This window comes from Mycobacterium sp. NGS40, assembly GCF_059812735.1.
On record NZ_JCALDG010000025.1, the window covers coordinates 1 to 24,033 of the forward strand.

The 24,033-nt window shown below is 66.7% G+C and carries 23 protein-coding genes and 3 pseudogenes; 16 read left to right on the top strand and 10 right to left on the bottom strand.

Annotated elements, in window-relative coordinates; translation table 11 throughout:
* Positions 1 to 84 precede the first annotated feature (84 nt).
* Entirely contained in the window at positions 85 to 2,853 is a 2,769-nt protein-coding gene (locus tag AC5Y5O_RS26720; RefSeq protein ID WP_500028107.1) for a Tn3 family transposase, read from the top strand.
* Entirely contained in the window at positions 2,850 to 3,122 is a 273-nt protein-coding gene (locus tag AC5Y5O_RS26725) for a Tn3 family transposase (RefSeq protein ID WP_500028109.1), read from the top strand. The genes AC5Y5O_RS26720 and AC5Y5O_RS26725 overlap by 4 nt, the downstream gene beginning before the upstream one ends.
* 126 nt (positions 3,123 to 3,248) lie before the next feature.
* On the opposite strand, the gene AC5Y5O_RS26730 is transcribed toward AC5Y5O_RS26725, so the two are convergent.
* Positions 3,249 to 3,836, bottom strand: coding sequence for a TetR/AcrR family transcriptional regulator (locus tag AC5Y5O_RS26730; RefSeq protein WP_011331219.1), 588 nt, complete (start codon positions 3,834 to 3,836; stop codon positions 3,249 to 3,251).
* A gap of 101 nt (positions 3,837 to 3,937) precedes the next feature.
* Between AC5Y5O_RS26730 and AC5Y5O_RS26735 the strand changes: the two genes are divergently transcribed.
* From AC5Y5O_RS26735 to AC5Y5O_RS26765, 7 genes are all read left to right on the top strand, one after another.
* Positions 3,938 to 4,804, top strand: coding sequence for a CoA transferase (locus AC5Y5O_RS26735; RefSeq protein WP_011331218.1), 867 nt, complete (start codon positions 3,938 to 3,940; stop codon positions 4,802 to 4,804).
* Positions 4,801 to 5,976 (top strand): thiolase family protein, encoded by a 1,176-nt coding sequence (locus AC5Y5O_RS26740; protein ID WP_011331217.1) that lies wholly within the window; start codon positions 4,801 to 4,803, stop codon positions 5,974 to 5,976. The genes AC5Y5O_RS26735 and AC5Y5O_RS26740 overlap by 4 nt, the downstream gene beginning before the upstream one ends.
* 7 nt (positions 5,977 to 5,983) lie before the next feature.
* The gene (locus tag AC5Y5O_RS26745) at positions 5,984 to 7,651 is read left to right on the top strand and encodes a long-chain-fatty-acid--CoA ligase (protein ID WP_011331216.1); all 1,668 of its coding nucleotides are present in this window, start codon (positions 5,984 to 5,986) and stop codon (positions 7,649 to 7,651) included.
* Positions 7,648 to 8,436, top strand: a complete 789-nt coding sequence (locus AC5Y5O_RS26750; RefSeq protein WP_011331215.1) for an enoyl-CoA hydratase/isomerase family protein — start codon at positions 7,648 to 7,650, stop codon at positions 8,434 to 8,436. The genes AC5Y5O_RS26745 and AC5Y5O_RS26750 overlap by 4 nt, the downstream gene beginning before the upstream one ends.
* Positions 8,437 to 8,444: 8 nt before the next feature.
* Entirely contained in the window at positions 8,445 to 9,605 is a 1,161-nt protein-coding gene (locus AC5Y5O_RS26755; RefSeq protein ID WP_011331214.1) for an acyl-CoA dehydrogenase family protein, read from the top strand.
* A gap of 91 nt (positions 9,606 to 9,696) precedes the next feature.
* Complete coding sequence (locus AC5Y5O_RS26760; protein WP_011331213.1) at positions 9,697 to 10,455, top strand: 3-hydroxyacyl-CoA dehydrogenase; 759 nt, start codon at positions 9,697 to 9,699, stop codon at positions 10,453 to 10,455.
* A complete protein-coding gene (locus AC5Y5O_RS26765; protein ID WP_019346206.1) occupies positions 10,452 to 11,021 on the top strand; it encodes a MaoC/PaaZ C-terminal domain-containing protein in 570 nt (189 codons plus the stop codon). Before AC5Y5O_RS26760 ends, AC5Y5O_RS26765 begins: the two co-directional genes overlap by 4 nt.
* Positions 11,022 to 11,026: 5 nt before the next feature.
* Here the strand turns inward: AC5Y5O_RS26765 and AC5Y5O_RS26770 are convergent, their stop codons facing one another.
* Together AC5Y5O_RS26770 and AC5Y5O_RS26775 are read right to left on the bottom strand one after the other, a co-directional pair.
* Entirely contained in the window at positions 11,027 to 11,653 is a 627-nt protein-coding gene (locus AC5Y5O_RS26770) for a tyrosine-type recombinase/integrase (protein WP_011331207.1), read from the bottom strand.
* Between the two features lie 30 nt (positions 11,654 to 11,683).
* On the bottom strand, positions 11,684 to 11,947 hold the full coding sequence (locus AC5Y5O_RS26775; RefSeq protein WP_225330463.1) for a site-specific integrase: 264 nt from the start codon (positions 11,945 to 11,947) through the stop codon (positions 11,684 to 11,686).
* Between the two features lie 167 nt (positions 11,948 to 12,114).
* On the opposite strand from AC5Y5O_RS26775, the pseudogene AC5Y5O_RS26780 reads away from it, so the two are divergent.
* Together AC5Y5O_RS26780 and AC5Y5O_RS26785 are read left to right on the top strand one after the other, a co-directional pair.
* Positions 12,115 to 12,538: pseudogene (locus AC5Y5O_RS26780) on the top strand (transposase); the annotation flags it as partial.
* Positions 12,539 to 12,578: 40 nt separating this feature from the next.
* Positions 12,579 to 12,857: pseudogene (locus tag AC5Y5O_RS26785) on the top strand (serine hydrolase domain-containing protein); the annotation flags it as partial.
* Positions 12,858 to 13,043: 186 nt separating this feature from the next.
* Here the strand turns inward: AC5Y5O_RS26785 and AC5Y5O_RS26790 are convergent.
* Entirely contained in the window at positions 13,044 to 13,817 is a 774-nt protein-coding gene (locus AC5Y5O_RS26790; protein WP_075909486.1) for a FadR/GntR family transcriptional regulator, read from the bottom strand.
* 695 nt (positions 13,818 to 14,512) lie between these two features.
* Between AC5Y5O_RS26790 and AC5Y5O_RS26795 the strand changes: the two are divergent.
* Positions 14,513 to 15,632: pseudogene (locus AC5Y5O_RS26795) on the top strand (adenylate/guanylate cyclase domain-containing protein).
* Positions 15,633 to 16,004: 372 nt separating this feature from the next.
* Here AC5Y5O_RS26795 and AC5Y5O_RS26800 read toward each other — a convergent pair.
* Positions 16,005 to 16,271, bottom strand: a complete 267-nt coding sequence (locus tag AC5Y5O_RS26800; RefSeq protein WP_420891870.1) for a zinc finger domain-containing protein — start codon at positions 16,269 to 16,271, stop codon at positions 16,005 to 16,007.
* A 504-nt stretch (positions 16,272 to 16,775) separates the two neighbouring features.
* Between AC5Y5O_RS26800 and AC5Y5O_RS26805 the strand changes: the two genes are divergently transcribed.
* Together AC5Y5O_RS26805 and AC5Y5O_RS26810 are read left to right on the top strand one after the other, a co-directional pair.
* Positions 16,776 to 16,946, top strand: a complete 171-nt coding sequence (locus AC5Y5O_RS26805; RefSeq protein WP_327083887.1) for an ANTAR domain-containing protein — start codon at positions 16,776 to 16,778, stop codon at positions 16,944 to 16,946.
* A 117-nt stretch (positions 16,947 to 17,063) separates the two neighbouring features.
* Complete coding sequence (locus AC5Y5O_RS26810; RefSeq protein WP_131721944.1) at positions 17,064 to 17,360, top strand: hypothetical protein; 297 nt, start codon at positions 17,064 to 17,066, stop codon at positions 17,358 to 17,360.
* A 95-nt stretch (positions 17,361 to 17,455) separates the two neighbouring features.
* Here the strand turns inward: AC5Y5O_RS26810 and AC5Y5O_RS26815 are convergent, their stop codons facing one another.
* On the bottom strand, positions 17,456 to 17,692 hold the full coding sequence (locus tag AC5Y5O_RS26815) for a three-helix bundle dimerization domain-containing protein (protein WP_047040632.1): 237 nt from the start codon (positions 17,690 to 17,692) through the stop codon (positions 17,456 to 17,458).
* A 131-nt stretch (positions 17,693 to 17,823) separates the two neighbouring features.
* Between AC5Y5O_RS26815 and AC5Y5O_RS26820 the strand changes: the two genes are divergently transcribed.
* Positions 17,824 to 18,420: a Chromate resistance protein ChrB gene (locus AC5Y5O_RS26820; RefSeq protein ID WP_052773270.1), complete on the top strand. Its 597-nt coding sequence runs from the start codon at positions 17,824 to 17,826 to the stop codon at positions 18,418 to 18,420.
* Positions 18,417 to 18,872, top strand: a complete 456-nt coding sequence (locus tag AC5Y5O_RS26825; protein ID WP_047040634.1) for a YkvA family protein — start codon at positions 18,417 to 18,419, stop codon at positions 18,870 to 18,872. Before AC5Y5O_RS26820 ends, AC5Y5O_RS26825 begins: the two co-directional genes overlap by 4 nt.
* A 343-nt stretch (positions 18,873 to 19,215) precedes the next feature.
* Here the strand turns inward: AC5Y5O_RS26825 and AC5Y5O_RS26830 are convergent, their stop codons facing one another.
* The 4 genes from AC5Y5O_RS26830 to AC5Y5O_RS26845 are packed head-to-tail and all read right to left on the bottom strand — an operon-like array spanning position 19,216 to position 23,542.
* On the bottom strand, positions 19,216 to 20,028 hold the full coding sequence (locus AC5Y5O_RS26830; protein ID WP_047040635.1) for an enoyl-CoA hydratase/isomerase family protein: 813 nt from the start codon (positions 20,026 to 20,028) through the stop codon (positions 19,216 to 19,218).
* Positions 20,025 to 21,194 (bottom strand): acyl-CoA dehydrogenase family protein, encoded by a 1,170-nt coding sequence (locus tag AC5Y5O_RS26835; RefSeq protein ID WP_052773271.1) that lies wholly within the window; start codon positions 21,192 to 21,194, stop codon positions 20,025 to 20,027. Before AC5Y5O_RS26835 ends, AC5Y5O_RS26830 begins: the two co-directional genes overlap by 4 nt.
* A gap of 11 nt (positions 21,195 to 21,205) precedes the next feature.
* The gene (locus tag AC5Y5O_RS26840; protein WP_052773272.1) at positions 21,206 to 22,351 is read right to left on the bottom strand and encodes an acyl-CoA dehydrogenase family protein; all 1,146 of its coding nucleotides are present in this window, start codon (positions 22,349 to 22,351) and stop codon (positions 21,206 to 21,208) included.
* 3 nt (positions 22,352 to 22,354) lie between these two features.
* On the bottom strand, positions 22,355 to 23,542 hold the full coding sequence (locus AC5Y5O_RS26845) for an acyl-CoA dehydrogenase family protein (protein WP_047040638.1): 1,188 nt from the start codon (positions 23,540 to 23,542) through the stop codon (positions 22,355 to 22,357).
* Between the last annotated feature and the right edge of the window lie 491 nt (positions 23,543 to 24,033).

The following is a 24,033-nucleotide window of genomic DNA, read 5'->3' on the forward strand; positions in this document are numbered from 1 at the left end:
GGGGGTCGGGGAGCAGATTGACGAAATCCGGCGCTAAGGGGCAATCGCCGAGCGACCTTGCGCTGTAGGTGATTTCATGTCGTCGTGACTGATGAGGGCGGCTATGGCCGGTTCGGTGCGTTGTCTCGGCAGGAGCTGGAGCGTTACTGCTACTTGGATGACGAGGACCGGCGGCTGATCGCTGCGCGGCGGCGCGACTACAACCGTCTGGGGTTCGCGGTGCAGGTGGTGACGGTGCGTCACCTGGGAATGTTCCTGGCTGATCCGCTGGATGTCCCGCCCGCGTTGATCGAGTATCTGGCCGAGCAGTTGGAGATCTCCGATCCGTCGATGGTGAAGCGGTACACCGATCGGGAGAAGACCAAGCTCGAACACGCCTGGGAAATCCAGCAGGTGTACGGACTCAAGCCGTTCGGCGAGATGGAGTCGGAGCTCACGTCGTGGATCGTCGACCAGGCGTGGATGACCGGCGACGGACCGAAGGCGATCTTCGGCGACGCAGTGACATGGCTGCGGAAGCGTCAGGCGCTGCTGCCGGGGATCACCACGTTGGAGCGGCTGATCGGCGACGGCCGCAACGCGGCGGACGCCCGGTTGTGGCGCCAGCTCGGCGAGCAGCTGACCTCGGAGTCCGCGTCTGCCTTGTTGCGGCTGCTGGAGGTTCCTGCGGAGGGCGGGCAGAAGGTCAGCGAGCTGGAGCGGCTGCGCAAGGGCGTGTTCAAGGCGTCGTCGAAGGGGATGCTCGCGGCGCTGCGCAGGGTTGTCGACCTGCAAGCGGTCGGGGTGGACAGCATCGACGTGAGGGCGATCCCGCCGCGTCGGTTGACGGGGTTGGCGACCTACGGGTTGGCGAGCAAGGCCGCCGCGCTGCGGCGGCTGCCCACGCGTGAGCAGCGCTTGGCGGTGCTGGCCGCGACGGTCGTTGTGTTGAGCGCGCGGGCGGTCGACGACGTGTTGGAGACCTTCGACATGTTGATGACGACGAAGCTTCTGTCCAAGGCCGAGCGGGAGTCTCGCGAGGAGAAGCTGCGTCGCTATCCGAGGGTGTCACGCAACGCAGGCAAGCTCGCGGCAGCGGTGAAGGTGCTGCTGGAGATGGTCGAGGTCAACCAGGACGTCGGGCTGGGCGTGGTGTTGGACATGATCGAGAAGACCGTCACCCGGGCCGAGTTGCGGCACGCGGTCCAGGCGGTCGACGAGCTGGTGCCCGCCGACGACGCGGAGCTGGATGGGCAGCGGTTGATCGAGTTGGCCGGCAAGTTCGCCACGGTCCGCCCGTTCCTGTCGATGCTGATGGACACGATCGAGTTCGGCGCGACCAGTGACGGCGCCGCCGTCCTGGCGGCAATGAAGACCCTCGCCGAGCTGCTGACATCCAGGTCGTCGGGCAAGATCCCGGCAAACCTGCTGGACGCCCGCAAGGTCGACCACGACTTGATCGTCGGCGCGTGGAAGCGCTTGATCTACACGCCGGGCCGACCGGAGGGCACCGTCGACCGGAACTCCTACACGATCTGCGTGTTGGAACAGTTCCACCGACACCTCAAGCACCGCAGCATCTTCGCGGTGCGTTCGTCGCGGTGGCGCGACCCGCGGGCGCACCTGCTGGCAGGCGAAGCCTGGGAGGCTGCGCGTGACGCCGGCATGAACGCGCTGGGCCTGCCCGCCGCGCCGACGCAGCTGCTGACCGATCACGCGACGGCGTTGGAGACCGCTTATCGGGAGTTGGCCGCACGGCTGGGCGAGGACACCCCAGCCAGCATCGACGCCGACGGCAAACTGCACGTCGCCGCGCTGGACGCCAAGGCCGAGCCCGCGTCGCTGGTCGACCTGCGCCGCCGGGTGGAGGCGATGATCCCGCGTGTGGACCTGCCGGAACTGGTCACGGAGGTGATGAGCTGGCATCCCGGTTTCACCGAGGCGTTCACCCACACCTCGGGCAACGAGGCCCGCGTCGCCGACCTCGGCTTGTCGGTGGCGGCCGTGCTCTGTTCCTATGCGATGAACGTCGGGTTCAAACCGGTGACAACGCCTGGTGTCGACGCCCTGACCAGGGATCGGCTGCTGCACGTCGACCAGTGCTACGTGCGGGCCGAGACCATCGAGGCGGCCAACGCCGTGCTGGTCGACGCCCAGGCCGACATCCCCCTGGCCCAAGCGTGGGGCGGCGGGCTGGTCGCCTCGGTGGACGGGATGCGGTTCGTGGTGCCCGTGCGCACCCATAACGCCCGCCCGAACCCGAAGTACTTCGGCCGGAAACTGGGCATCACCTGGTTGAACATGCTCAACGACCAGTCCGCCGGGCTGGCAGGCAAGGTGCTGCGCGGAACACCTCGCGATTCGCTGCACACCATCGACGTGATCGTGTCCCAGCACGGCGGGCGGATTCCGGAGGTCATCATCACCGACACCGGGTCGTATTCCGACATCGTGTTCGGACTGCTGCATCTGATCGGCCGCCAGTACCGGCCGCAGCTGGCGAACCTGCCCGATCAGCGGTTGTGGCGCATCGACGCCCGAGCCGACTACGGGCCGCTGGACAAGGCGGCGCGCGGGGTGATCGACACCGCCAAGATCGCCGCGCACTGGGAGGACATGTGCCGGATCGCGGTGTCGATCCACTCCGGTGAGGTGTCGGCGCACGAGGTCACCAGGATGATCTCCCGCGACGGGCAGCCGACCGCGTTGGGCCAGGCCATCGCCCATTTCGGGCGGATCTTCAAGACCCTGCACATCCTGCGCCTGGCCGACGACGAACCTTACCGGCGCGAGGGCAAGGCCCAGTCCAATCTCTCGTCGAGGGTCGTCACGACCTGGCGCGCACGATCTATCACGGCCGCAAGGGCGAGATGACCCGCGCCTACTACGAGGGCATGGAAGACCAGCTCTCGGCGCTGGGATTGGTGCTCAATTGCGTCGTCGTGTGGAACACCGTCTACGAGAACCGCGCCCTCGCCGCGCTGCGAGCCGGCGGATACCCGGTGCTCGACACCGATGTCGAGCGATTGTCGGCGTTCGTGCGCGCCCACATCGGCATCGACGGGCACTACAGCTTCCACCTGCCCGACCCCAGCGGAGTTCACCGACCGCTGCGCGACCCGGACGCCGACGACGACGAGTAGCGCGAGTCGAAGGGTGGCGGATGACCGCTCAGGACCTGACGACGCATGTCGGCGGAAGTCTCTCCTGAGCCGCGAAACAGGCCACGGCCTGCACCTCTACCTCCGACCTGACCCAACAAACTACCGCTAGATTACGGTCACGGAGAGCGTCAGTTTGTCGCTGTGCGGCACGCCCGTCCGGTCGAGGAAGTCACACATGTCATCGATCATCGGCTGCATGAGCAGCTGCCCCAGCTGACGAACCATCAGCCCGATGACCTGTGAGGACTCGGATCGCCGTGTCGAGGTCTTGCCCGAATAGCGGAGTTTGGAGATCTCTCTGCGACTCAGGTCGGTCAGCCGCTCGAGTAACTCGCTCTTTCCCTGCGGATCGAGCACAGCGCGCCGGATGTAGTTCACCACCGTCGGATGCGTCGCGAGCATGTGCCGCACCGCCTCGTCTCGAGCGGCGGCGACCTGCGCTGGGGCGCCCTCGTCCGGCACAGAGGCGATCGCCAGAGCGTAATAGTCGACGACCAGTTGCTCGACGGCGACGCGTAGCCCGTCCTTGGTCTTGAAGTGGTGCTGCACCAATCCCACGGCGACCCCGGCGGCGGCGGCGACGGCGCGCATCGAGACGCGATCCTCGCCGCGCTCGGCGTAGAGGTCGAGCGCGGCGTTGCGAATGCGGGCCTTCGCGGTGAGGTCCTCGTCACTGGCGCGGGGGTCGGTCACAGAAATTGCCTCCTATCAGGGAAAAAAGCATACACCCTTGACATTAGACAGTACATGCGCATTAATGGCTATACATCAGTATAGTCAAAAAGGGGTTGATGATGTCGCAGTCGAGTTCGCTGCAGGGCGTGCAGGTGGTGTCGCTCGCGATCAATCTGCCGGGCCCGCTCGCCGCCGCGCGGCTACGGGCGCTGGGCGCCACCGTCACCAAGATCGAACCGCCGGCCGGCGACCCGCTGCGGGCCGTGGCGCCGACGTGGTACGACGAGCTCACTGTGGGCCAGCGGGTCGTGACCCTCGACCTCAAGGACCCCGCTGATCGGGCGGTGGCGGCGCGCGAGCTGTCGCGTGCCGACCTGATGCTCACCGCCATGCGCCCCTCGGCGCTGGTCAAGCTCGGCCTGGACGAGTTGACCGCGGCGAATCCGCACCTGTCGCATATCGAGATCGTCGGGCACGACGGGATCGCGGCGGAGCAGCCCGGCCATGACCTGACGTACCAGGCCCTGCACGGCACTCTCCAGCCGCCGACGATGCCGACCGTCCCGGTGGCCGACCTGCTCGGCGCCGAGCGCGCCGTGTCCGCGGCCCTGCTCGCCCTGCGCGTGGCCGCGGAGTCCGGCGTGGGACACCGCGAGCGGGTCGTCCTCGAACAGGCGGCCGCCGACGCCGGCGCCGCAGTTCGGCACGGTCTGATGGGAGCGGGCGCGCCGCTCGGCGGGGCGCATCCCGGTTACCGGATCTACTCCAGCTCCGACGGCCACGTCGCGCTGGCCGCGCTCGAGCCGCACTTCTGGGAGCGCGCCCGCGCCGGTCTCGGTGTCGAGGGCACCCAGGAGGAGCTCGAGCAGACGTTTCTTTCCAAGCCGACGCGCGAATGGGAGGAGGTCGCGAAGCGCCTCGACATTCCCCTGATCGGAATCCGCGATTCGGCACCCCGTAATTCAGCACAAGGAGCTTTGTCATGAGTGTTCGCGAGGCCGTTATCGTCGGCGCGGTCCGGACCCCGGTCGGCCGTCGCGGAGGGATCCTCAGCGCATGGCATCCGGTGGACCTGCTCGGGCAGACGCTGCGGGAGCTTGTGGCCCGCGCCGGCGTCGACCCCGCCGCGATCGAGGACGTCATCACCGGCTGCGTCATCCAGCACGATGTCCAGTCGGGCAATCTCGGCCGCCACGCGGTGCTCGCCGCCGGGCTGCCCGAGTCGGTCCCCGCGGTGACGATCGACCGCCAGTGCGGTTCAGGGCAGCAGGCGGTCAGCTTCGCCGCCCAGGCGGTGATGGCGGGTTCCCACGACCTGGTGATCGCCTGCGGCGTCGAGTCGATGTCACGGGTGCCGATGCCTCCGGCGTTCCTGCCCGGCGCGCCGCTCGGCCCGCAGTACAGCCCGCGCGAACTCGACCGCTACGACGGTGGGCTGATGGCGCAGGGCCCGTCGTCGGAGCTGATGAACGAGAGGTTCGACCTGAGCCGAGCGGCGTTGGACGCGTTCAGCGCTCGCAGCCACGAGCGGGCGCACGCCGCGACGCGGGCCGGGAAGTTCCGCGACCAGATGGTGCCGATCACCGCCGACCCCGACGACCCGACCGGTCCGGTCATCGACTCGGACGAGGGCATCCGCGAGCACATCGACCCCGCCAAGATGGCGAGCCTGAAAGCCGTGTTCGGCGCCGACGGGCGGACCACGGCGGCCAACTCCTCGCAGATCAGCGACGGCGCGGCCGCGCTGCTGATCGCCGACCGCGAGTACGCCGAGCGCAACGGCCTCATCCCACGCGCCCGGTTCCGCGCGCTGTCGGTCGCCGCCGCCGACCCGATCATCCAGTTCACCGCGATCCTCGACGCCGCCCACAAGGCGCTCGGCCGAAGCGGGTTGGCCGTCGAGGAGATCGACCTGTTCGAGGTCAACGAGGCCTTCGCCGGTGTGCCGCTGATCTTCCAACGGGAATTCGGCGTCCCGGACGACAAGCTGAACGTCAACGGCGGCTCCGTCGCCCTCGGCCACCCGCTGGGCTCGACCGGAGCCCGGATGCTCACCGACCTGCTCTGCGAACTCGAACGCTCCGGCAAGAGGTTCGGCTTGCAGACCGTCTGCGAGGCCACCGGCACCGCGAACGCCACCATCATCGAACGCATCTGAGGACGTCATGAGCCACGAGATCGTGAGGGGCCTGCCCTCCACCCACGGCGACCACTATCAACTCAACACCACCACCATCATCCGGCACGCCGCGCGCACCTATCCCGAGCAGGAGATCGTGTACCGCACCGCGGACGGCGGCTGGGACCGGTACACCTACGCCGATGCCTACGCGCGAATCCAACGAAGTGCCAATGCACTTCGCTCGATCGGCGTCGGGCCGGGCGATGTGGTCGGGATCCTCGACTGGAACAGCAAGCGGCACTACGAGCTGTACTGGGCGATTCCCGGCCTCGCTGCCGTGATGTTGCAGATGAACCTGCGTTTGGCGCCAGAGGATCTCGCTTACGTCACCGGACACAGTGATGCATCGGTGGTCCTCATCGACGAGTCGCTGCTTCCGGTTGCCGAGGCGCTGGCACCGCATACGCCGAACGTGAAGACGTGGGTGGTGATGACCGATAAGCCGCTGGCCGACATCACCACCACGCTCCCGCACGCGGTGCACTGGGAGGACCTGCTCGCGGACGCCGGCCCGGAGATCGACTGGCCGGTCATCGACGAAACCTCCTCCTACAGCGCGTGTTACACCACCGGCACCACCGGCAGGCCCAAGGGCATCTACTACTCGCATCGCGGCATCTACCTGCACACCCTCGCCGAGGTCGCCGGACTCGGGATGAGCAGCGACGATGCCGTCATGCTCATCACGCCGATGTTCCACGGCCAGGGCTGGGGCCTACCCCAGGCGGCCGCCTACAGTGCCGCAAAAATCGTGCTGCCCGGTCGCTACATCGCCGAGGACACATCCGTCCTCGTGGACGCGATGATCGCGGAGCAAGTCACCGTCGCAAACGGTGCGCCGGCGATCTTCCAGCCCATGATGAACTACATCAAGACGCTTGCGGTCGCACCGGACTTCTCCCGCGCGCGGCTGCTGTCCGGTGCCACCGAGCCGCCGCTGTCGCTGATGCGCGACTTCCACGACATCACTGGAGCCGACGTCATCCACGCCTACGGCGCCACCGAGACCACCCCTCTGGTCGCGGTGAACCGGGGACTGAAGCCCTCGCTGCGCGGTGTGATCTCGGACGAGGAGAAGTGGGATCTCAAGCGTAAGCAGGGTTTGCCGGTCAACGGCATCGACATCCGGATCGTCGACGCGGAAGGCAACGATCTCCCGCACGACGGCACGAGTCAGGGTGAAGTGCTGCTGCGCGGACCGTGGATCATCGAGCGCTATCACAAGCTCGACGACGACGCCGACAAGTTCCTCGACGGGTATTGGCGTAGCGGCGATGTCGGGACCATCGACCCGAATGGTTACTTGAAGATCACCGACCGGATCAAGGACGTGGTCAAGTCGGGTGGCGAATGGATTTCCTCCATCGACATGGAGAACGCACTCGTTGCCCATCCGAAGATCGCCGAGGCGGCCGTCATCGGCGTCCCGCACCCGAAGTGGCAGGAGCGTCCAGTAGCACTCGTCGTGACGACCGACGGGCAGGAACTTCCACTGTCGGAGATCCACGAATTGCTCGCCGATGCATTCGCCAAATGGCAATTGCCCGAGACCGTCCTGTATCTGGACCAGCTGCCCCGCACCAGCGTCGGCAAGCTCGACAAGAAGGCCATGCGCGCCGCGCACACCAACGTCTACGAGGACGTCCGATGAACCCCGACAACGCCCCGCTACGCACGGCCCGCGACAGCCACCTCCTGATCCTGGAGATCAACCGGCCCAAGGCTCGCAACAGTCTGAACGAGGCGGTGCTCACCGCCTTGAACACCGAGCTCGTCGCGGCTCGGCACGACGACGAGATCCGTGCCATCGTGCTCACCGGCGCCGGCGGGATCTTCTGCGCCGGAGCCGACATCACCAATTTCGACGCCATTCGCGACCAGTCGCTGCTCGGCGATCGAGCCGCGCTGGGCGGCACCATCTGGGCCGACCTGGGCCGATTCCCGAAGCCGGTCCTCGCTGCGGTCGAGGGCCTCGCACTCGGCGGCGGCTGCGAGTTGGCGCTTGCCTGCGACATCGTCATCGCCGGCGAATCCGCCAAGTTCGGTGTCCCGGAGGTGAAGCTCGGCGTGATCCCGGGCGGCGGCGGAACCCAGCGCCTGATTCAGGCCGTCGGCAAGTCCAAGGCGATGGCCCTACTGCTCACCGGCGACTTCCTGTCCGCACAGCGGGCGTGCGCGGCCGGCATCGTCGCCGAGACCGTCCCGGACGGCACCGCCCTCGAAGCGGCGGTCGCCATGGCGCAGCGGATCGCCGCCAACTCACCGCTCGCGGTGGCGCTGGCCAAGGATGCCGCCCTCCAGGCCCTGGAAACCTCTCTGGCGCAAGGACTCGAGCACGAGAAGCGCAACTTTCACGTTGCCATCCATTCCGCCGACAGCCGCGAGGGCCAGGCCGCGTTCCTCGCCAAGCGCGCCCCCGAATTCACCGGAAAGTAGGACCGATCATGAGCGAGCTGTTCCCCGATTACCGCTCCCCGTGGGAGACCGACGATCAGGCGCTGCTGCGTAAGCACGCCGCCGAGTTCTTCCGCAAGGAAGCCACCCCGAACCAGGACCGTTGGGCCGCGCAGCACCAGGTCGACCGCGAGTTCTGGACCAAGGCCGGCGCCGCGGGACTGCTGTGCCTCGACATCGCCGAAGAATACGGCGGCGGGGGCGGCAACTTCGGCCACGAGGCGATCGTGCAGCAGGAGATCGCCTACGCCCACGACACCGCGTTCGGCTTCGCCGTGCACTCGACGATCGTCGCGCACTACATCGCCGCCTATGCCACCGAGGACCAGAAGAAGCGCTGGCTATCGAAATGTGCGAGCGGTGAGAGCGTCCTCGCCATTGCGATGACCGAACCCGGCACCGGCTCGGACCTGCAGGCCGTACGGACCACCGCGGTTCGCGACGGCGGCCACTACGTGATCAACGGCTCGAAGACGTTCATCTCGAACGCGTCGCACTGCGACCTGCTCGTCATCGTCGCCAAAACGGACCCGAGCCAAGGTTCCAAGGGTATCTCGCTGCTCGTCGCGGAGACGGAGAATCTTCCGGGGTTCGAGCGTGGGCGGGTGCTGGACAAGATCGGCCAGCACGGCCAGGACACCCGCGAGTTGTCGTTCACCGACATGCGGGTGCCGGCAGCGAATCTGCTCGGCGGCGTCGAGGGGCAGGGCTTCTACCAGCTGATGGGTCAGCTGCAGCGTGAGCGGCTGATCCTCGGTGTCGGCGGTGTCGCGGTGGCCGAGGCCGCGGTGGCGGAGAGCATCAGGTACGCCAAGGAACGTCACGCCTTCGGCAAGCCGATCCTGAACTTCCAGAACACGAAGTTCGTACTCGCCGAGTGCAAGACCGACGTGCTGGCCGGCAAGACCCTGATGGACCACTGCATCCAGCGTCACCTCGACGGCACCCTCGACGCGGCGACCGCGTCGATGGCCAAGCTGTGGGGCAGCGACAAGCAGTGCGAGATCGTCGACCGCTGCCTGCAGGTCTTCGGTGGCTACGGCTACATGATGGAGTACCCGATCGCGCAGATGTACGCCGCTTCCCGCGTGCAGAAGATCTACGGCGGCACCAACGAGATCATGAAGGAACTCATCGGCCGCGCCTTATGAGGTTGACCTTCGCGCAGTGACACCACTGCGTCAGTCACACCTCACTTTGTCAAAAACCCGATGTTCTCAACCTATTTCGTCAGGAGTATTCATGCATATCACCGGAACCAACGCACTCGTCACCGGCGGAGCCTCGGGCCTCGGACTGGCCACCGTCACCGCCCTCGCCAAGTCGGGCGCCCGGGTAATCGCCGTCGACCTGCCCACCGCGAACACGGATGCGCTGGCTGCTCTCGGCGACACCGTGGAATTCGCTCCGGCGGATGTCACCGACGAGGCCGCGGTCACCGAGGCGGTCGAGCGCGCCAACGCGGAGTCCTCACTGCGAATCACCGTGAACTGCGCCGGCATCGGCAACGCCGTCAAGACCGTCGGTAAGAACGGACCGTTCCCGCTGGCCGAATTCGAGAAGATCGTCAAGGTCAACCTGACCGGAACCTTCAACGTCATCCGCCTCGCCGCGCACGCGATGTCGCAGAACGAGCCCGTCGACGGCGAGCGCGGCGTGATCGTCAACACCGCCTCGGTCGCGGCCTTCGACGGGCAGATCGGACAGGCCGCGTACTCGGCATCGAAGGGCGGGATCGTCGGCGCCACCCTGCCGATCGCCCGCGACCTGGCGTCGCTGCTGATCCGGGTGAACACCATCGCGCCCGGCCTGTTCAAGACCCCGCTGCTGGGCACGCTGCCCGAGGCGGCTCAGATTTCGCTGGGACAGCAGGTGCCGCACCCGAACCGGCTCGGCGACCCCGCCGAGTACGCGCAGCTGGTCGAGGCGATCGTGACCAACCCGATGCTCAACGGCGAAACCATCCGCCTCGACGGCGCGATCCGCATGGCGCCGCGGTGAAACCCGTCGGCGTGCAGGTGGGATCGCACCATGAGCACACACGCCTTGTATACGCCGAGGACCTGGGCATCGGCCAGCGTTTCGACTTGGGCTCACACACGGTGACCGAGGCCGAACTCGTCGACTTCGCCACCCACTGGGATCCCCAGTGGTTTCACATCGACCGGGCGGCGGCGCAGGACGGCCAGTTCGGTGGCCTGATCGCCAGTGGAATCCACACGTTGGCGATCCTGCAACACCACGACGCCGTCCATATCCGATACGGCCTGACCGAAGCCGCGCTCCCGCGCGCTCATCTCCCACGGCTGTTCCAACCCCGGCGAGGTCTCGCGCGACCTCACGGCCCTACTCTCGGCCGTGCCCCCGCCGGATCCGACAAACACCACGACCACGCACGCCCGGCAGCGGCTATGAGTTCCCGGACGCGGAAGACCACACCCATCGACGGTGCCGCACTTGATTGGTCTCTTTCGGCCCCCCTCGAGCAGATGCGCTCGGGCCGAACAGTCAAGGTGCTGAACAAGATACGCAGACACGCGCCGGAACTCGTCACCGTCAGCTACTGAGAGATTCAGCGGGAGCGCCGCCGCGCAGCGGGATCGGTCTCGGCCTGCCAGCGCCCCAGCGCCTCGGCGGAGACCTTCGCGTATTTGACCAGGCTGCGCACCGAGGTGTGTCCGCTCAACGCCATCAGCATCGGCGTGGAAGCGCCCTTCTCTGCGGCGTGGGTCAGTCGCGAGTGCCGCAGCTGGTGCAGCGTGAACGGTCCGCGTCGCATCCCTTCGGTGTGCTCCTCGAGGAGCGTCGCGGCGCGGCGGTAGGAAAGTCGGGCGCGGCCGGTCGAGTTGTCGGTGTCGGTCTTGGCGACCGACGGCTTGGCTTTGCGGTCGGTCAGGAACAGCGGCCCGGACTTCCGTCCGGCGATCAGCCGGGGCAGCGGCCGTGCGGTGCCGGTCTGCCAATAGATCACCTCGCGGGCGCCGCCCTTGCGGGTGACCGTGGCGCATCGGTTCACGGTGTCCAGGTCCTCGATGTCGAGATTCAGGATCTCCTCCGCCCGCGCGGCGGACTCATACAGCATCGACCAGAACACCCGCTCGCGCAGGGCCGCGTCCATGCCCAGCAGCTCCGCAACCTCGGCGGCGGTCATCGCCTTGCTGTTGTCCGGCGCACTCGGCCGCGCCCGCAGGCGCGACACCGGATCGCCGGTCAGCCACTGTTGATCGCGTCAGTAGGCGCACGCCGCCGACACCGCGGTCAGCCGGAGGTTGTAGGTCTTGGGGGCCTTGTCGCCCCACACGTAGTCGAACCACCCCGACACCCGATCCGGGTTCAACAACCCGACATCGCCGTCCGCGCCGAAGTCGCGCACCATCCGATCCAACGCCGAGGCGTAGGCGCGGCGGGTGTTCACCGCCGCGATCGTGCCCAGAAAGGTCCGCGTCGCGTCCGCCAGCCGGATCCCGGCGGCCCGCGCCGGTAGCGAGCTCACCGATCCCACCCCGACCGCCCTTCAGCACTACGGCAGATAGTTTCCGGAGTCGCCCATCTCCGGAACGACCATCGCGGCAGGACGACTCACGAGTTACGGCAGATAGTACGCTACTATCTGCCGTAAATCCTTAGCGCCGGATTTCGAGAATCTGCTCCCCGACCCCCAAGAAGGACTGGGCGGCGATCGCCAAGGATCTCAAATTGGTCTACACCGCGGCAAGCGAGTCGGCGGCGTTGGATGCATTCGTCGCGTTCAGCGAGACCTGGGGCCAGCGCTACCCGGCGATCGTCAAGCTGTGGGACAACGCGTGGGCCGAGTTCGTGCCATTCCTGGCCTTCGACAAGGAAATCCGCGGCGTGATCTGCACGACCAACAGCATCGAAAGCCTGAACTCGCGCATCCGCAGGGCCGTCAACGCCCGAGGGCACTTCCCGACCGAGCAGGCCCGCCCTGAAGTGCGTCTACCTGGCGATCATGAGCCTCGACCCGACCGGCAAAGGCCGACAACGCTGGATCAACCGCTGGAAGGCACCCCTCAACGCGTTCGAGATCGCCTTCCCCGGACGTTTAACCCCAGAACGAAAGTAACACTACAACAACGAGTTACACCGTTAACTTGACAGTCTCGGGCGCGCTGCCGGTATACCTCGATGGCAGACCGGTTGTTGATGTGTGGATCGGGTGGGGCCGATCGTCATGGCAGCGTACCGTCGGCGGCCAACACCGGCGCGATGGCGTTTTCAGCGACAGAGGGATTGGCTTCCACGGTCATCCGTCGGCTTGTCGACCGGGGATTGCTTCCTACGACGTGCCGGTCGCCGAATACTGGCCCGAGTTCGGCGCGAACGGCAAGTCAGCCATCACAATTCGCGACATGATGCGCCACCGCGCCGGGCTGTCTAACCTACACCGCCCAAGCCGTCCATCTCCTCGATGACGAGCCCAGTCAATAAAGATCATTGTTGTCTGCATCAACCCTGCCAAGCCAGGGACGCGACGCGGGCTGCGTGTTGGGCATGCATCGGTGGATGGCTTCGCTGCCTGATGCCCCGTAAGCGCGTTGTGAAAACGGTGACGAGCGAGGGGGTCGGCGTCACTGGAGCCAACGCTCTCGGGGGAGCAGCGGCTCGTCGAGGCGGCCGTTTGTGTCGAGCATTCGCTCGAACTGGTTCAGGTGACGTTGCATTGCGCTCGACGCGCGGTCGGCGTCGCCGGCAGCCACCGCACGCGCGATGCTCTGGTGCGCCCGGCGGGTATCCTCCATGTCTAGCTCGGTGAGCGACTCACCTGGGACGTGCCACGACAACTCTTGCTCGAACATCGATATGACGAGCCGCAAGACCTCGTTGTTGCTGCAAACCGCGAGAGCCTCGTGGAACTCCACCGATGGTTCCCATGAGCCGTTTCGAGATGTGGCGTCAGCGATCGCGAGTAGCCAGCCGCGCTGCTCGTCGGTGGCCGACCGGGCTGCCATAGCGGCAATAGCGGGTTCGAGGAGTTTGCGGAACTCGTAGAACTTTCTGGTTGAGGTTTCAGCGAGGGTCAGTAGGAGCGCAACGGATCTGCTGATCTGCCGCAGGTCGGGACGAGTTACCCGAATGCCACCGCGTGGGCCTCGGCGGATTTCGATCAAACCATCGGATTCGAGCAGGCGCAGCGCCTCTCGCACGGTGCCTCTGCTAAAGCCCTCTCCGGAGATCAACTCCGCTTCCGAAGCCAGTTGGTCGCCGGGCCGCATCGCGCGGCCGAGGATTTTTGCGCGGAGCCGGTCGGCCAGAATATCTGACGCCTTGGGTACTCTTGTATAGCGGCGCGCTGCATGCGGTATCTCAGATGTGTTTGCCGCCTGGTCGATATCGCTGTCCACTCCCGCTCCTATGCCCTGCTTGGCGTGACGTGGGGCGGAGCTTCAGCTCCAGCCTGCAGCCCTCTGATATAAATCATACTGAATTGCACGAGAATTCGCTGACGTGACTCGCAAGTCATTGCCTCGCGTAGTCTCGTGGTCAACTCAAGGGAGTGTGGGGCGGCGTCACGGATAGCCCGGCGTTGTCGGTTCTGTGGTCATTCGCGCGATCGGCTATGGTCAGTCACCGGCGGACGAGGGACGTAAGCCAACTCTATAGCAGGTCAATGGGTATCCCGCTCGGCGGGATCTTGGCATGGCGGGCCCGCGGTCAACCTCTGCACCTGTTAGCGATGTCGACAAGCAACGGGACCGAGTCACGGTTCAGGATCCCGTGTAGCGGCAACCCGGGTCGGCCGTGGAGGCGATGTGATCGCGACGCCCGAAAAGTGTGGAGATCATCCCAAGCGCCAGACGGGGTGGCCGGTCGTGGCCGACGCCCGGGAATTCTTGCGAGTCACCGTTGGATATCGGGCTATGCCCAAGTTGCTCGTGGGGCCGTGGCGATATTTGGCGTGCAAATACCTCACTGATTCGGAAGCCCGGTTCCGCATGGACCGAGCGCGAAGTTTCGCGAAGTTGTCCGAACGCACCCGTCGACTTGTGGCGCTGCGAATCGATGCGGTAGGCGATGCATCGAGCAGTACGTTTGCGGTATGGCAGCTAACCACGACATCGAGGAGTTTGGTATGCTCGACGGCCTTGAGGGCCAAGCCCGCGAAGAGCGTGCCGACCTCGTCACATGGCTGATCGGAAAAGGCTACCCCCTCGACGAGATACGTAGATCGCTCGCTACGCCTCTACTGCTGCCCGCGAACACGATCTTCGGCGACGACGGGACCTATGTGTCCGCGCGTGAGATCAGCGAATCCACAGGGATCGAATTGGACCTCCTGCAGCGCCTCTACGGCGCGGTCGGAAGGCCGAGGATCGACGACCCCGACGCAGCCGTACTGCTGCGCGCCGACGGAAAAGCGATCGCGCACGCGAAATTCTTCCTCGACATGGGCGTCGAGCCGGACGAAACGGTTGCCGTGATGCGCATGCTGATCGCGGGACTGGGGTGCCGCCGCGACGATGCGCGATGCGGCCCTCAACACCCTCCTGCGGCCGGGGACAAGTGAAATCGAGCTGGCGCAGGCGGTCGAGCAGCTGGCGCGTCGATCCGCGCCTCACCTCGGACCGCTGATCGAAGACCTATTGTTTATGCAACTTCGCACTTCGTTCCAGGTTGAGGCCGTGAGCGCCGCTGAGCGGGCTGCCGGAAGATTACCCGGGGCCCACCAGGTAACGGTGGCGTTCGCTGATGTTGCCGGCTTCACCAAATTGGGGGAGGTGCTGCCACCTCTGGAGCTTGAACGCGTTGCCAGTCGGCTCGCCGAATCGGCCCAGCACGTAGCGGTCACCCCGGTGCGGCTGGTGAAGTCGGTGGGTGACGCCGTGATGCTCATGTGCTTCGATCCGGCGCCATTGCTGCGGGCAATCCTCGACTTGGCTGACGACGCGGCAGCAAATGGCTTGCCGCGCTTGCGGATCGGCGTGGCTTCCGGACTGGCGATCACACGCGGGGGCGACTGGTTCGGCAGTCCTGTCAACGTGGCCAGTCGAGTAACGGCAGCGGCGCGGCCGGGGACGGTGGCGGTCGCCGACTCCACGCGCGAGGCCGTCGGCAACGCTGCGGACTTCACCTGGTCGTCGATGGGCGCACGCCGGCTCAAAGGCGTGAGCGGCAAAGTAAAGCTCTTCAGGGTCCAGCGCGCCCGGCAGGCTGAGTAATCGCCTTCACCGACTTGCGTATGGCCTTGCGTTGCGGTCGCAGACTCCTGGTTCGGGAAGACAAACGGTCCAGGCTCCGGATAGCGACGAGGTGTCGGTGCCGTGGCACGCCGATCTGGCTGTAGCATTCACCAACGCCGCTGGTTGATTCGGCATGATTAGATGGTGTCGCGCGAGGGGACATCGAAAACCGTGCTAGCCGCGATTGTTGACCGCCTCACCGCGACCGCTTATCTGTAATGAGATGAACAATTGGCGTGTTCTTGCTGGTAGCAACGTAGATTACATGTGTAGAACGTCTGCTCTTTCAGCGACACGTGCGACACATGTTGCCGACGACTTCTCGAACTAGTTGAGCCGTAGTGCCCGGCCTTAGTCGGACTGGCGGTAGCCGTCGCGGATGATCGGGCGTTGTGTCCGGCGGCGCCACAGGAAAAGTGGGTGCTGGGTGGATTCGTTGACGAGCGTGTACTTGATGTAGCCCAGGTCGAGGAGCTCATCGTGGCGGTAGCCGCGCTCGCGGTGGTAGCCGACGAGACTGGCGCCCGGGCGCACCGTTTCACAGGGTCGGCGACTTGGGGCGCCGCAACGTGGGCATTGGACGCTGGCCCGGCCGTCGTCTATGTCACCGATGATCAGGTCGCCTTTTCACGGTTGCGGGTGCAGTCAGCGTGCATGGTGTGCACTGTGACGACGGGCGTTGCGCTGGGCCGACCGCGGCGATCGGTGCGGTGGAGGGGGCGAAGGGAGCCTGGTGGAGGAAATGTGGAAAACGGTCCACCTGTTCGTCCCTTCGGATCGGACAGCAAGCGAGGTTCTAAATTACCTCCGGGAGCAGATCAATGTGATCGCCCACGAAGCAGGCGAGTTCGTCTGTCGGATCAGAATCGGTGATGGCGTCGACCAGGCCAACGGTTGGCATAAGTGGTCGGCGTCGTACCTGCCTGGACCTCCCGGGGGCGTCGGAGGAAGAGATGACTGAGCACCGCGATCGCCGGGTTCGGCGTCGCGAGTTTGTTCTTCTGCGAGGTGGCTGTTGTTCATAGCCCGGGGGTACACAGGGTTGATCGAGATGATTCCGGCGCGGAAAGGGTGGACGAGGTGAGCCAGTTGGGCCGGGGTGCGGACCCGTCGTCACGCCGAGTGATCGATGTAGCGATCGGCGTTTTGATCGGATGGCGTGGGTGTTCTGAGCGGGACGCGTTCGACGAGATCGCCTGTGCGGTCCGAGAATCCGGGGTGGGAATCGGGAGCATCGCGCGGTGGCGCTGCGTCTGTGGGGCGATGTCATGCCGGCGCGGTTGGCGTTGGTGAACGCGTCGACGAGCTGAACGCCGCAGTTCCTGGCCCGCGGTGCAACGGGTGGCGGTGGAGCTTTTTGGCTCGTTGTTGCCCGCGCGCATGGTCTGGTGCTCGGTTACGGTGTGCCAGATGAGCACGTCCACCGTCTCAGACCACGACATCGCAGCCGCGCGAGCCGCGGATGTTCGCCAGGCCGACTACTACCGGGGTGAGCTTTCGCGCCAGCGTGAGCTGCTCATTGACCGGATGGCGGCCCACGAGGCCGCGCTGGCCAAGTATCAACTGCGCGGCGAGATGAACCAGGTCCACCGCATCAGACGGGAGATCCGGCATCGCGAGCAGGAACAGTACGCGCTGCAACGCCTGCTTGATGCGATCGAGGAGCGATTCCCCGCTGCGGCAGGGCCCGGGCCGGCACACCTCTGACCGCTACCCAACCACGGAGCTGATCGGTTTGGGTGGTCGCGATCTCGATCTGGTGCCGCTGAGCGGTGCAAAGCGGGGCGGGCCTGCGCTGACGCCTAGGACGACCAGGTAAGCAGACCGGCGCTGCGGGACAACTCGGCGCGGGCATGCCGCTCGACGAGCAGCGGCACGAACTCCCGTATCGGGCTCTGCTCGAACCGGGCGTGCGCGCTGCGCACGGCGCCGGCCACATGGTCCGGCGGCAGGTCGGCGTAGCTGGCGGTGAGCCGCGCCACGACCTGGTCGATCAACAGCGTTTCGCTGATCTGGGCCACGTCGACAGCTTGGGGCATACACGCTGACCGCGTCAACGGGATCAATCTCACGGCTGCCGCAGCGAGGTTGGGTGCAGCTGCTGGCCACCAGATACCTCAGCCCGCGTAGCTGCTGTATCAGCATGATGTTACGGGTGTAACATCTCATTGTGGCTAGGGGCGACGAACTCGATTGGCTGGTGATCAGCGTGTCGACTGCTGGCGCGGCGGGCACGCTGCGGGTGCAGGTGTGGCGCAAACTGCGCTCGCTCGGTGCCTTATATCTGCAGCAATCGGTGTGTCTGCTGCCCGCCCACGCACATGTGGTCCGCGAAGTGCGGCGGCTGGCCGATCGGATCCATCACCACGGCGGCACCGCCCGCGTCCTACCGATGAGCTTCGTCGATCCCGCCGACGAACAGGCCGTGATCGACGAGCTTAACGCCGCCCGCGACGGCGAGTACGCCGAAGTCCTGGAGCGGCTCCCGGCGCTGCGCCAGGAGCTGGCCGATGAACGCGCTCGCGGACGGCTCACCTACGCCGAGGTCGAGGAGTCCGAAGCCGACCTGGACCGGTTCCGCAGCTGGCTGGCCAAGATCGCCGCCCGTGACTACTTCACGGCCCCCGGTGGGCACGCTGCCCGCGCAGCCGTCGACGCCGCGGCTGCTGAGCTGGCAGCGTTTGAGGACGCTGCCCTGCAGGCCGAAACATCCGCGCAAACCGATGCGCGCACCTCGCAGCGGCTGCACGTGGCGCACGAATCGTGACGGGCTCATTCGGGTGGGATCTCCTCATCGGCGTTGGCGGCGCACTCCTATTCGCCTGGCTGGCATTGCTGGTCGCACTGGCAATTCTCCGGCCGCGGGGAGGGCTACTGCGCGAGGCGGTGCGCATCCTGCCCGACGTGCTGCGGCTGGTGCGTCGCCTCGCCGGCGACAGCACCCTGCCGCGCGGGATCCGCGTCCGCCTCGGGTTGCTGCTGGCCTACCTCGCGATCCCGATCGACCTGATCCCCGACTTCATCCCGGTGCTCGGATACGCCGACGACGCCATCATCGTCGCCGCCGTCCTGCGCAGCGTCGTCCGCCGCGCCGGCCTCGACACCGTTCGCGCACACTGGCCCGGAACCGACGACGGATTCACCGCACTGACCCGACTCACCGGGCTGGCCAAGCCCTCCAGCCGACAACACAGAGACGTACCACCCCAACGTGGGTGACACCGTTACAGATAACACTGTCACCTACGACGTCAAACCGCGCTGAGAACCACGTGGGGAACAGTCCTACACACCCCTCAACCGTTACAGATAAGACTCTTGCCCTTCATCACGAAGGTTGGCGCCGGGGTAGAGGCCGCTAGAGCGCCGTCTCGGTCGCCGTGCTGCGAGTGACGTTGTCCAAGCACGGAACGTGCTTCTACAGCTGACGGCCGCGAGCGCGGAGATATCGTAGCGTCGGCAACGTCGTCAGTGGGACTCTGGCAGCCCGGCCGCGCGGCTGACGTAGTTGAGCACTGCCCGCGACAACGGCCTGCTGGCCTTAGCGGCTCAGGGTCACCGCTCAGCTAGCTTCATCGGCGGATCGGCGGATCTTGGAGAAATCAGGATCGCGCTTCTCGACAAAGGCTGCGCGGCCTTCGGCAGCGTCGGGCCCGGTCAGATCGAGGGTGGCCGACAGCCATTCGAGTTCGAGGAATCTTTCCAGCGGTACATCGAGCGCGCCGCGGATCATGCCTTTGGTCAAGCGCAGTGCCTCTGCAGGGCCGCGGGCGAGGGTTGCGGCGAGGTCGGTGGCGACGGTCAGCGCTGCGCCAGGCTCGGCGAGTTGACTGACCAGACCCGCGCCCGCGGCCTGCGGCGCGGTGAGCCGTTCGCCGCTCAACAGCAGCGCCGCGGCCCGGTGCCGGCCCAGCGCACGGGTTAAGAACCAGGCGGCTCCGCAGTCGGGCACTAGGCCGCGCGCCACGAACGGGGCCGCGAACACGGCGTCGCGGGCCGCTACAACCAGGTCGCAGGCTAATGCGAGGCTCCAGCCAGCACCCACCGCGGGCCCCTCGACAGCGGCAAGCACTGGTTTGGGCAACTTGAGCAGCGTGTCGAGCACGCGCTGTCCGACCAGCAACCGCGCCGCGGGCGCGCCGAGCCCCGCTCCGCGGGCCGGGGAGGTCTTGACGTCGCCGCCGGCGGAGAATGTCCCGCCGGCGCCGGTGAGTACCACCGCGCGACAGTTGTCGTCGGCGGCCACCTCATCGATTGCCTCACCCAGCTGGTGCCAGGTTTGCCAACCGAGGGAGTTGCGCGCACCCGGCCGGTTGAGGGTGAGAACCGCGACACCGGGTCGCGGCCGGTCGAACAGCACCTCGGGTTCACTCACTTGCTCGTCCTCCCCGCCGCGGCCAGCCTGCCGTGTGGTGCGGATGGCACAAGACGTTCGTCGCCGCGTAGCAGTGCGGCGAGCGCTGAACGTGCCCCGACCACAGTATCGGCGCCCCGACCGGCAACCGCGGCGCGATACCAGAGGTGCAGCCGCTGATCCCAGGTGAACCCCATACCCCCATGACACTGGATGGCGGCCTCGGCGGCCGCGAGGTAGGCCGCCGAGGCCCACAGGCGGCTGGCCCGAACGTCGCACATCGCGCCGGGCGCGCCCGCGGCGACGTTCCAGGCCGCCTGGTAGACGAGTGAACGGGCTCCCTCCACGCCGCTGGCGGCGTCGGCGAGCCGATGCCGGATCGCCTGGAACGCCCCGATCGGCCGCCCGAACTGCGTTCTCGTAGTGCAGTAGTCCACACTGCGCGCGATCACCTCGGCGCCGCCACCGACCGCCTCCGCATCGAGAAACAGGCTGTACAGCGTCGCGCAGCGCTCCTCAAGCGCCGACAGGCCAGGGTCGGTGTACAGCGCTTCGGCCTCCAGGCGGGTCCGGCGCAGGCGGACATCTGCGACGGGCCGACGCAAGTCCACGCCGGCTGACACGCCGACTTCGACTCCCGCCTGGTCACAGCCCACGAGCGCGAGCCCTGGTACGCCGTCCAGGTCGACCGGCACCACCACCGCCTGAGCGTCGCCGGCGGCGGGAACCCGCGCCAGCACTCCGCTGACCCGAATCCGGTTCGCTTCACGCACGGCGCACAGACGCCGGTGCCGCCACTGCGGCACCCCGTCGCGCCCGGATATGTCCGGAACCGGGGGCGCCGCGGTGATGACGCTGCCGGTGTGCAGTCGTTCGAGCAGCCCGCTCATGCCGGCGGCCTTCGCCAGCGGCATCAGGTAGCCGGCAACCACGTCCACCGGTCCGGGCACGGGGACCGCGCCGAACGCTTCGGCCACGTGCACGCCGCCGACCCAGTCCGCCGGCGCCCCGGTTTCTCCGGTTGCCGCGCCGAAGTGCTCCAACCATCCGGCCGACACCAGCTCCCGCCACGCCGTTGCCCGGTTGTCCCGGGCGGGCTCCCGGATCAAGTCGGGCATCCGCGCCTCGAGAAACTCCCGCAGCGCGGCCCGCAGCATTGCCAGTTCGTCATCGATCCGGTAGTCCATTCCACCCTCTTTCACCGGCGGTCGCTCGGCAGGCCGAGCGCCTTCGCGATCAGGTTGCGCTGGATCTCGCTTGTGCCGCCATAGATCGTTTCGGCGCGGGCAAACAACAACGAGCGGGTCCATTCCGACCACCCGGCACCGGCCGCAGCCACTTCTGGTCCGGCCGCCTCCAGCAGGGTGGCCAGTTGCTTCTGGTGGCTTTCGCTCCACAGAACCTTCGCGATCGGTGCGAGCATCCCTGGCTCGGCTGCATCAGCATCGAGCGCGAATACCCGGCGTACTGTGCTGTCCACCACGCGGGTGCGCACGAACGCGTCGACCAGGGCGTTCTCGGCGCACGCGTCGCGATGGACATCGTCCAGCGCGCTCAGCATCCGCGTCAGTTCACGCGACAGTTGCAGTGACCGCTGGGCCAAGGCGCTGGAGCGTTCCCGAGCCAAGGCGTAGGTGGCGACCGGCCACCCGTCGCCGATCCCGCCGACCACGTCGGCCGCATCGACGACCACGTCATCGAAGAACACCTCGCAGAACTCGCTGGTGCCCGTTAGATTGCGCAGCGGCCTGACGGTGATGCCGGGGCGGTCCATGTGCACCACGACCAACGTCGGGCCGGGCGAGTCGGCAACCTTGACCAGTAGGTAGCACCGCTGCGCGAACAGTGCGTAGGATGTCCACACCTTCTGGCCTGATACGAGCAAGTGGTCTGCCTTGGCAACCGCCCGGGTGGACACCGCCGCCAGGTCGCTGCCGGCCTGGGGTTCGGAGAACCCCTGACACCAGATGTCGTCGTGGCACAGCATCGGGCGCAGATACCGTCTTCGCTGCTCGTCGGTGCCGAATCGCATCAGCGCGGGGGCGAAGATGCCCATGCCGTTGGTGTTCATCGGCTCCGGCGCGCCGGTTTCGACCAGCGTTTCGACGAACGCGAGCTGTGCGTCTACCCCTAGTCCTTGGCCGCCGTACTCCGTGGGCCAATGTGGGGCAAGCCATCCCGCCTCGAACAGGCGCCGGCCCCACTCCCGGCGCATCGCGACGTAGGACTCGTCGTCGCCCGTTCCGACCGGGATGTCACGCCACCGTGGCGGCAGGTTCGCTTCAACCCAGTCTTTGAGCCCGGCTCGGTAGTGCTCGGCGCTTGCGCTCAGCCCCAAATTCACGACTCAGCACCGCCGCTGGCTGGTGCGCACGCCGGTGACCTCTGCGGCGATCATGTTGCGCAGGATCTCGGTGGTGCCCCCGCCGATGCCCATTCCGCGCACGTCGCGGAAGTACCGTTCCATCGGGTAGCGGGTGAGATATCCCTTGTGCCCCAGCAGCTGGATCGCCTCGTTGCACACCCGCACCGCGGCCTCGTTGGCGTACAGCTTGGCCATCGCGGTCTCGCGGATACCCGGGAAACCGGCGACATCGGTGCGCGCGGCGCGCCATAGCAGCAACCGCGCGGCATCCAGCTCGGTTGCCATGTCGGCGATCTTCCACTGGATGCCCTGGAACTCCAGGATCGGGCGGCCGAACTGCTCACGCTCCTTGGCGTATTCGACGGCGTCCTCCAGGGCGGCGCGCGCGACCCCGATCGACATCGCGGCGTTGCCGCACCGCTCGGGATTGAACTGGCGAATCAAAAACGAGGCGCCCTCTTTGGAACCGGGACGCGGTTCGAGGATCACCTGATCGCGGCGCACGGGGGCGTCGGTGAACCGCAGCACCCCCTCGGCCACGCCGCGACCGCCCATCTTCTCCTCGGTTTCGATCGGCGCCAGGCCTTCGACGTCGGCGTCCACCAGCACCGCGCCTATCCCGTCGGGACCGTTGGTCTCGGGCGCGCGACAGAACACCAGAAAGGTGTGCGCCTGCAGCGCGCCGGTGATGTGGCACTTGGCGCCGGTGAGCCGAAAGTCGTCGCCATCGGGGGCTAGTGTCGTGGCCAGCGCGGTGCCGTCCGATCCGGCCTGCGGCTCGGTCATCGCGACGGCGAACCGCCGAGTGCCGTCGACCACCTCGGGCAGGTACTGCTGGCGCTGCTGTTCGCTACCCATCCGGGCGATCACCCGCGGGGGTCCGTTGAGCTGCATCTGGATGGTCAGCGCGCTGGCCATGCAGCCCACCGCCAGCTCCTCGAGGACTAGACAGGCCTCGAACACCCCGAGGCCGCGACCGCCGTACTCGGTCGGCACGGTGAGCCCGGTGAAGCCGTTCTCGCGCAGGATCTGGTAGGAGCGCTCCGGGAATTCCTGGCGGCGGTCCCACTCAGCGGCGTGCGGGCGAAGCTCAGTGCCGGCGATGAGGTGGGCGCGTTCGACGAGTTCCTGTTGCGCGTCGGTGAGCTGGTCGAGCGCCGGGGTGGTCATTGGCACGTCCTTTCGTTCGCGGGAGCCGCGGCGTCAGCGTTGGGGCGCCAGATGAGCGCGATTTCCCAGCTACGAACCGCCATCGACCATCATAAAGTATAACTATTATCAGATAAACACAACATTTTGAAGTAGCGCCCGTGCCGCGGAGCCCGCGAACGCTACGGCTGGCGCGGCTCTACCCAACGTGACGCGGAGTCGCCGACGCGGTCGACCGAGCTGTCTGCGTGACCGCGTTGACCCAGCCGGCGCTGAGGGGCGAGATCGGGCGGTGCCAAGGTTTCGGCCATAAGCAGCACCTGTTGACTGCTGGTGTTGCCATCGCCCGCGAGCTGGCCGCTGGTCCCGGGTCAGTTGCTGTCGTGAACTGACTACGACACGATCGCCGAATGGCATCCAGCCCGGTCGGCGGCAAGACAGTCGAACCGGATCTGCAGTAGGGCTGTGAACCGCACCGGATTCGGCGATGCCGGTGTCTGTTCGCCCTGGAA

Bases quoted from the DNA above. Each gene is read 5' to 3' on its own strand.
- AC5Y5O_RS26725 (WP_500028109.1), top strand. From the start codon at position 2,850: ATGACCCGCGCCTACTACGAGGGCATGGAAGACCAGCTCTCGGCGCTG.
- AC5Y5O_RS26735 (WP_011331218.1), top strand. From the start codon at position 3,938: ATGTCGCAGTCGAGTTCGCTGCAGGGCGTGCAGGTGGTGTCGCTCGCG.
- AC5Y5O_RS26740 (WP_011331217.1), top strand. From the start codon at position 4,801: ATGAGTGTTCGCGAGGCCGTTATCGTCGGCGCGGTCCGGACCCCGGTC.
- AC5Y5O_RS26745 (WP_011331216.1), top strand. From the start codon at position 5,984: ATGAGCCACGAGATCGTGAGGGGCCTGCCCTCCACCCACGGCGACCAC.
- AC5Y5O_RS26750 (WP_011331215.1), top strand. From the start codon at position 7,648: ATGAACCCCGACAACGCCCCGCTACGCACGGCCCGCGACAGCCACCTC.
- AC5Y5O_RS26755 (WP_011331214.1), top strand. From the start codon at position 8,445: ATGAGCGAGCTGTTCCCCGATTACCGCTCCCCGTGGGAGACCGACGAT.
- AC5Y5O_RS26760 (WP_011331213.1), top strand. From the start codon at position 9,697: ATGCATATCACCGGAACCAACGCACTCGTCACCGGCGGAGCCTCGGGC.
- AC5Y5O_RS26810 (WP_131721944.1), top strand. From the start codon at position 17,064: ATGAGCACGTCCACCGTCTCAGACCACGACATCGCAGCCGCGCGAGCC.
- AC5Y5O_RS26815 (WP_047040632.1), bottom strand. From the start codon at position 17,692: ATGCCCCAAGCTGTCGACGTGGCCCAGATCAGCGAAACGCTGTTGATC.
- AC5Y5O_RS26835 (WP_052773271.1), bottom strand. From the start codon at position 21,194: ATGGACTACCGGATCGATGACGAACTGGCAATGCTGCGGGCCGCGCTG.
- AC5Y5O_RS26845 (WP_047040638.1), bottom strand. From the start codon at position 23,542: ATGACCACCCCGGCGCTCGACCAGCTCACCGACGCGCAACAGGAACTC.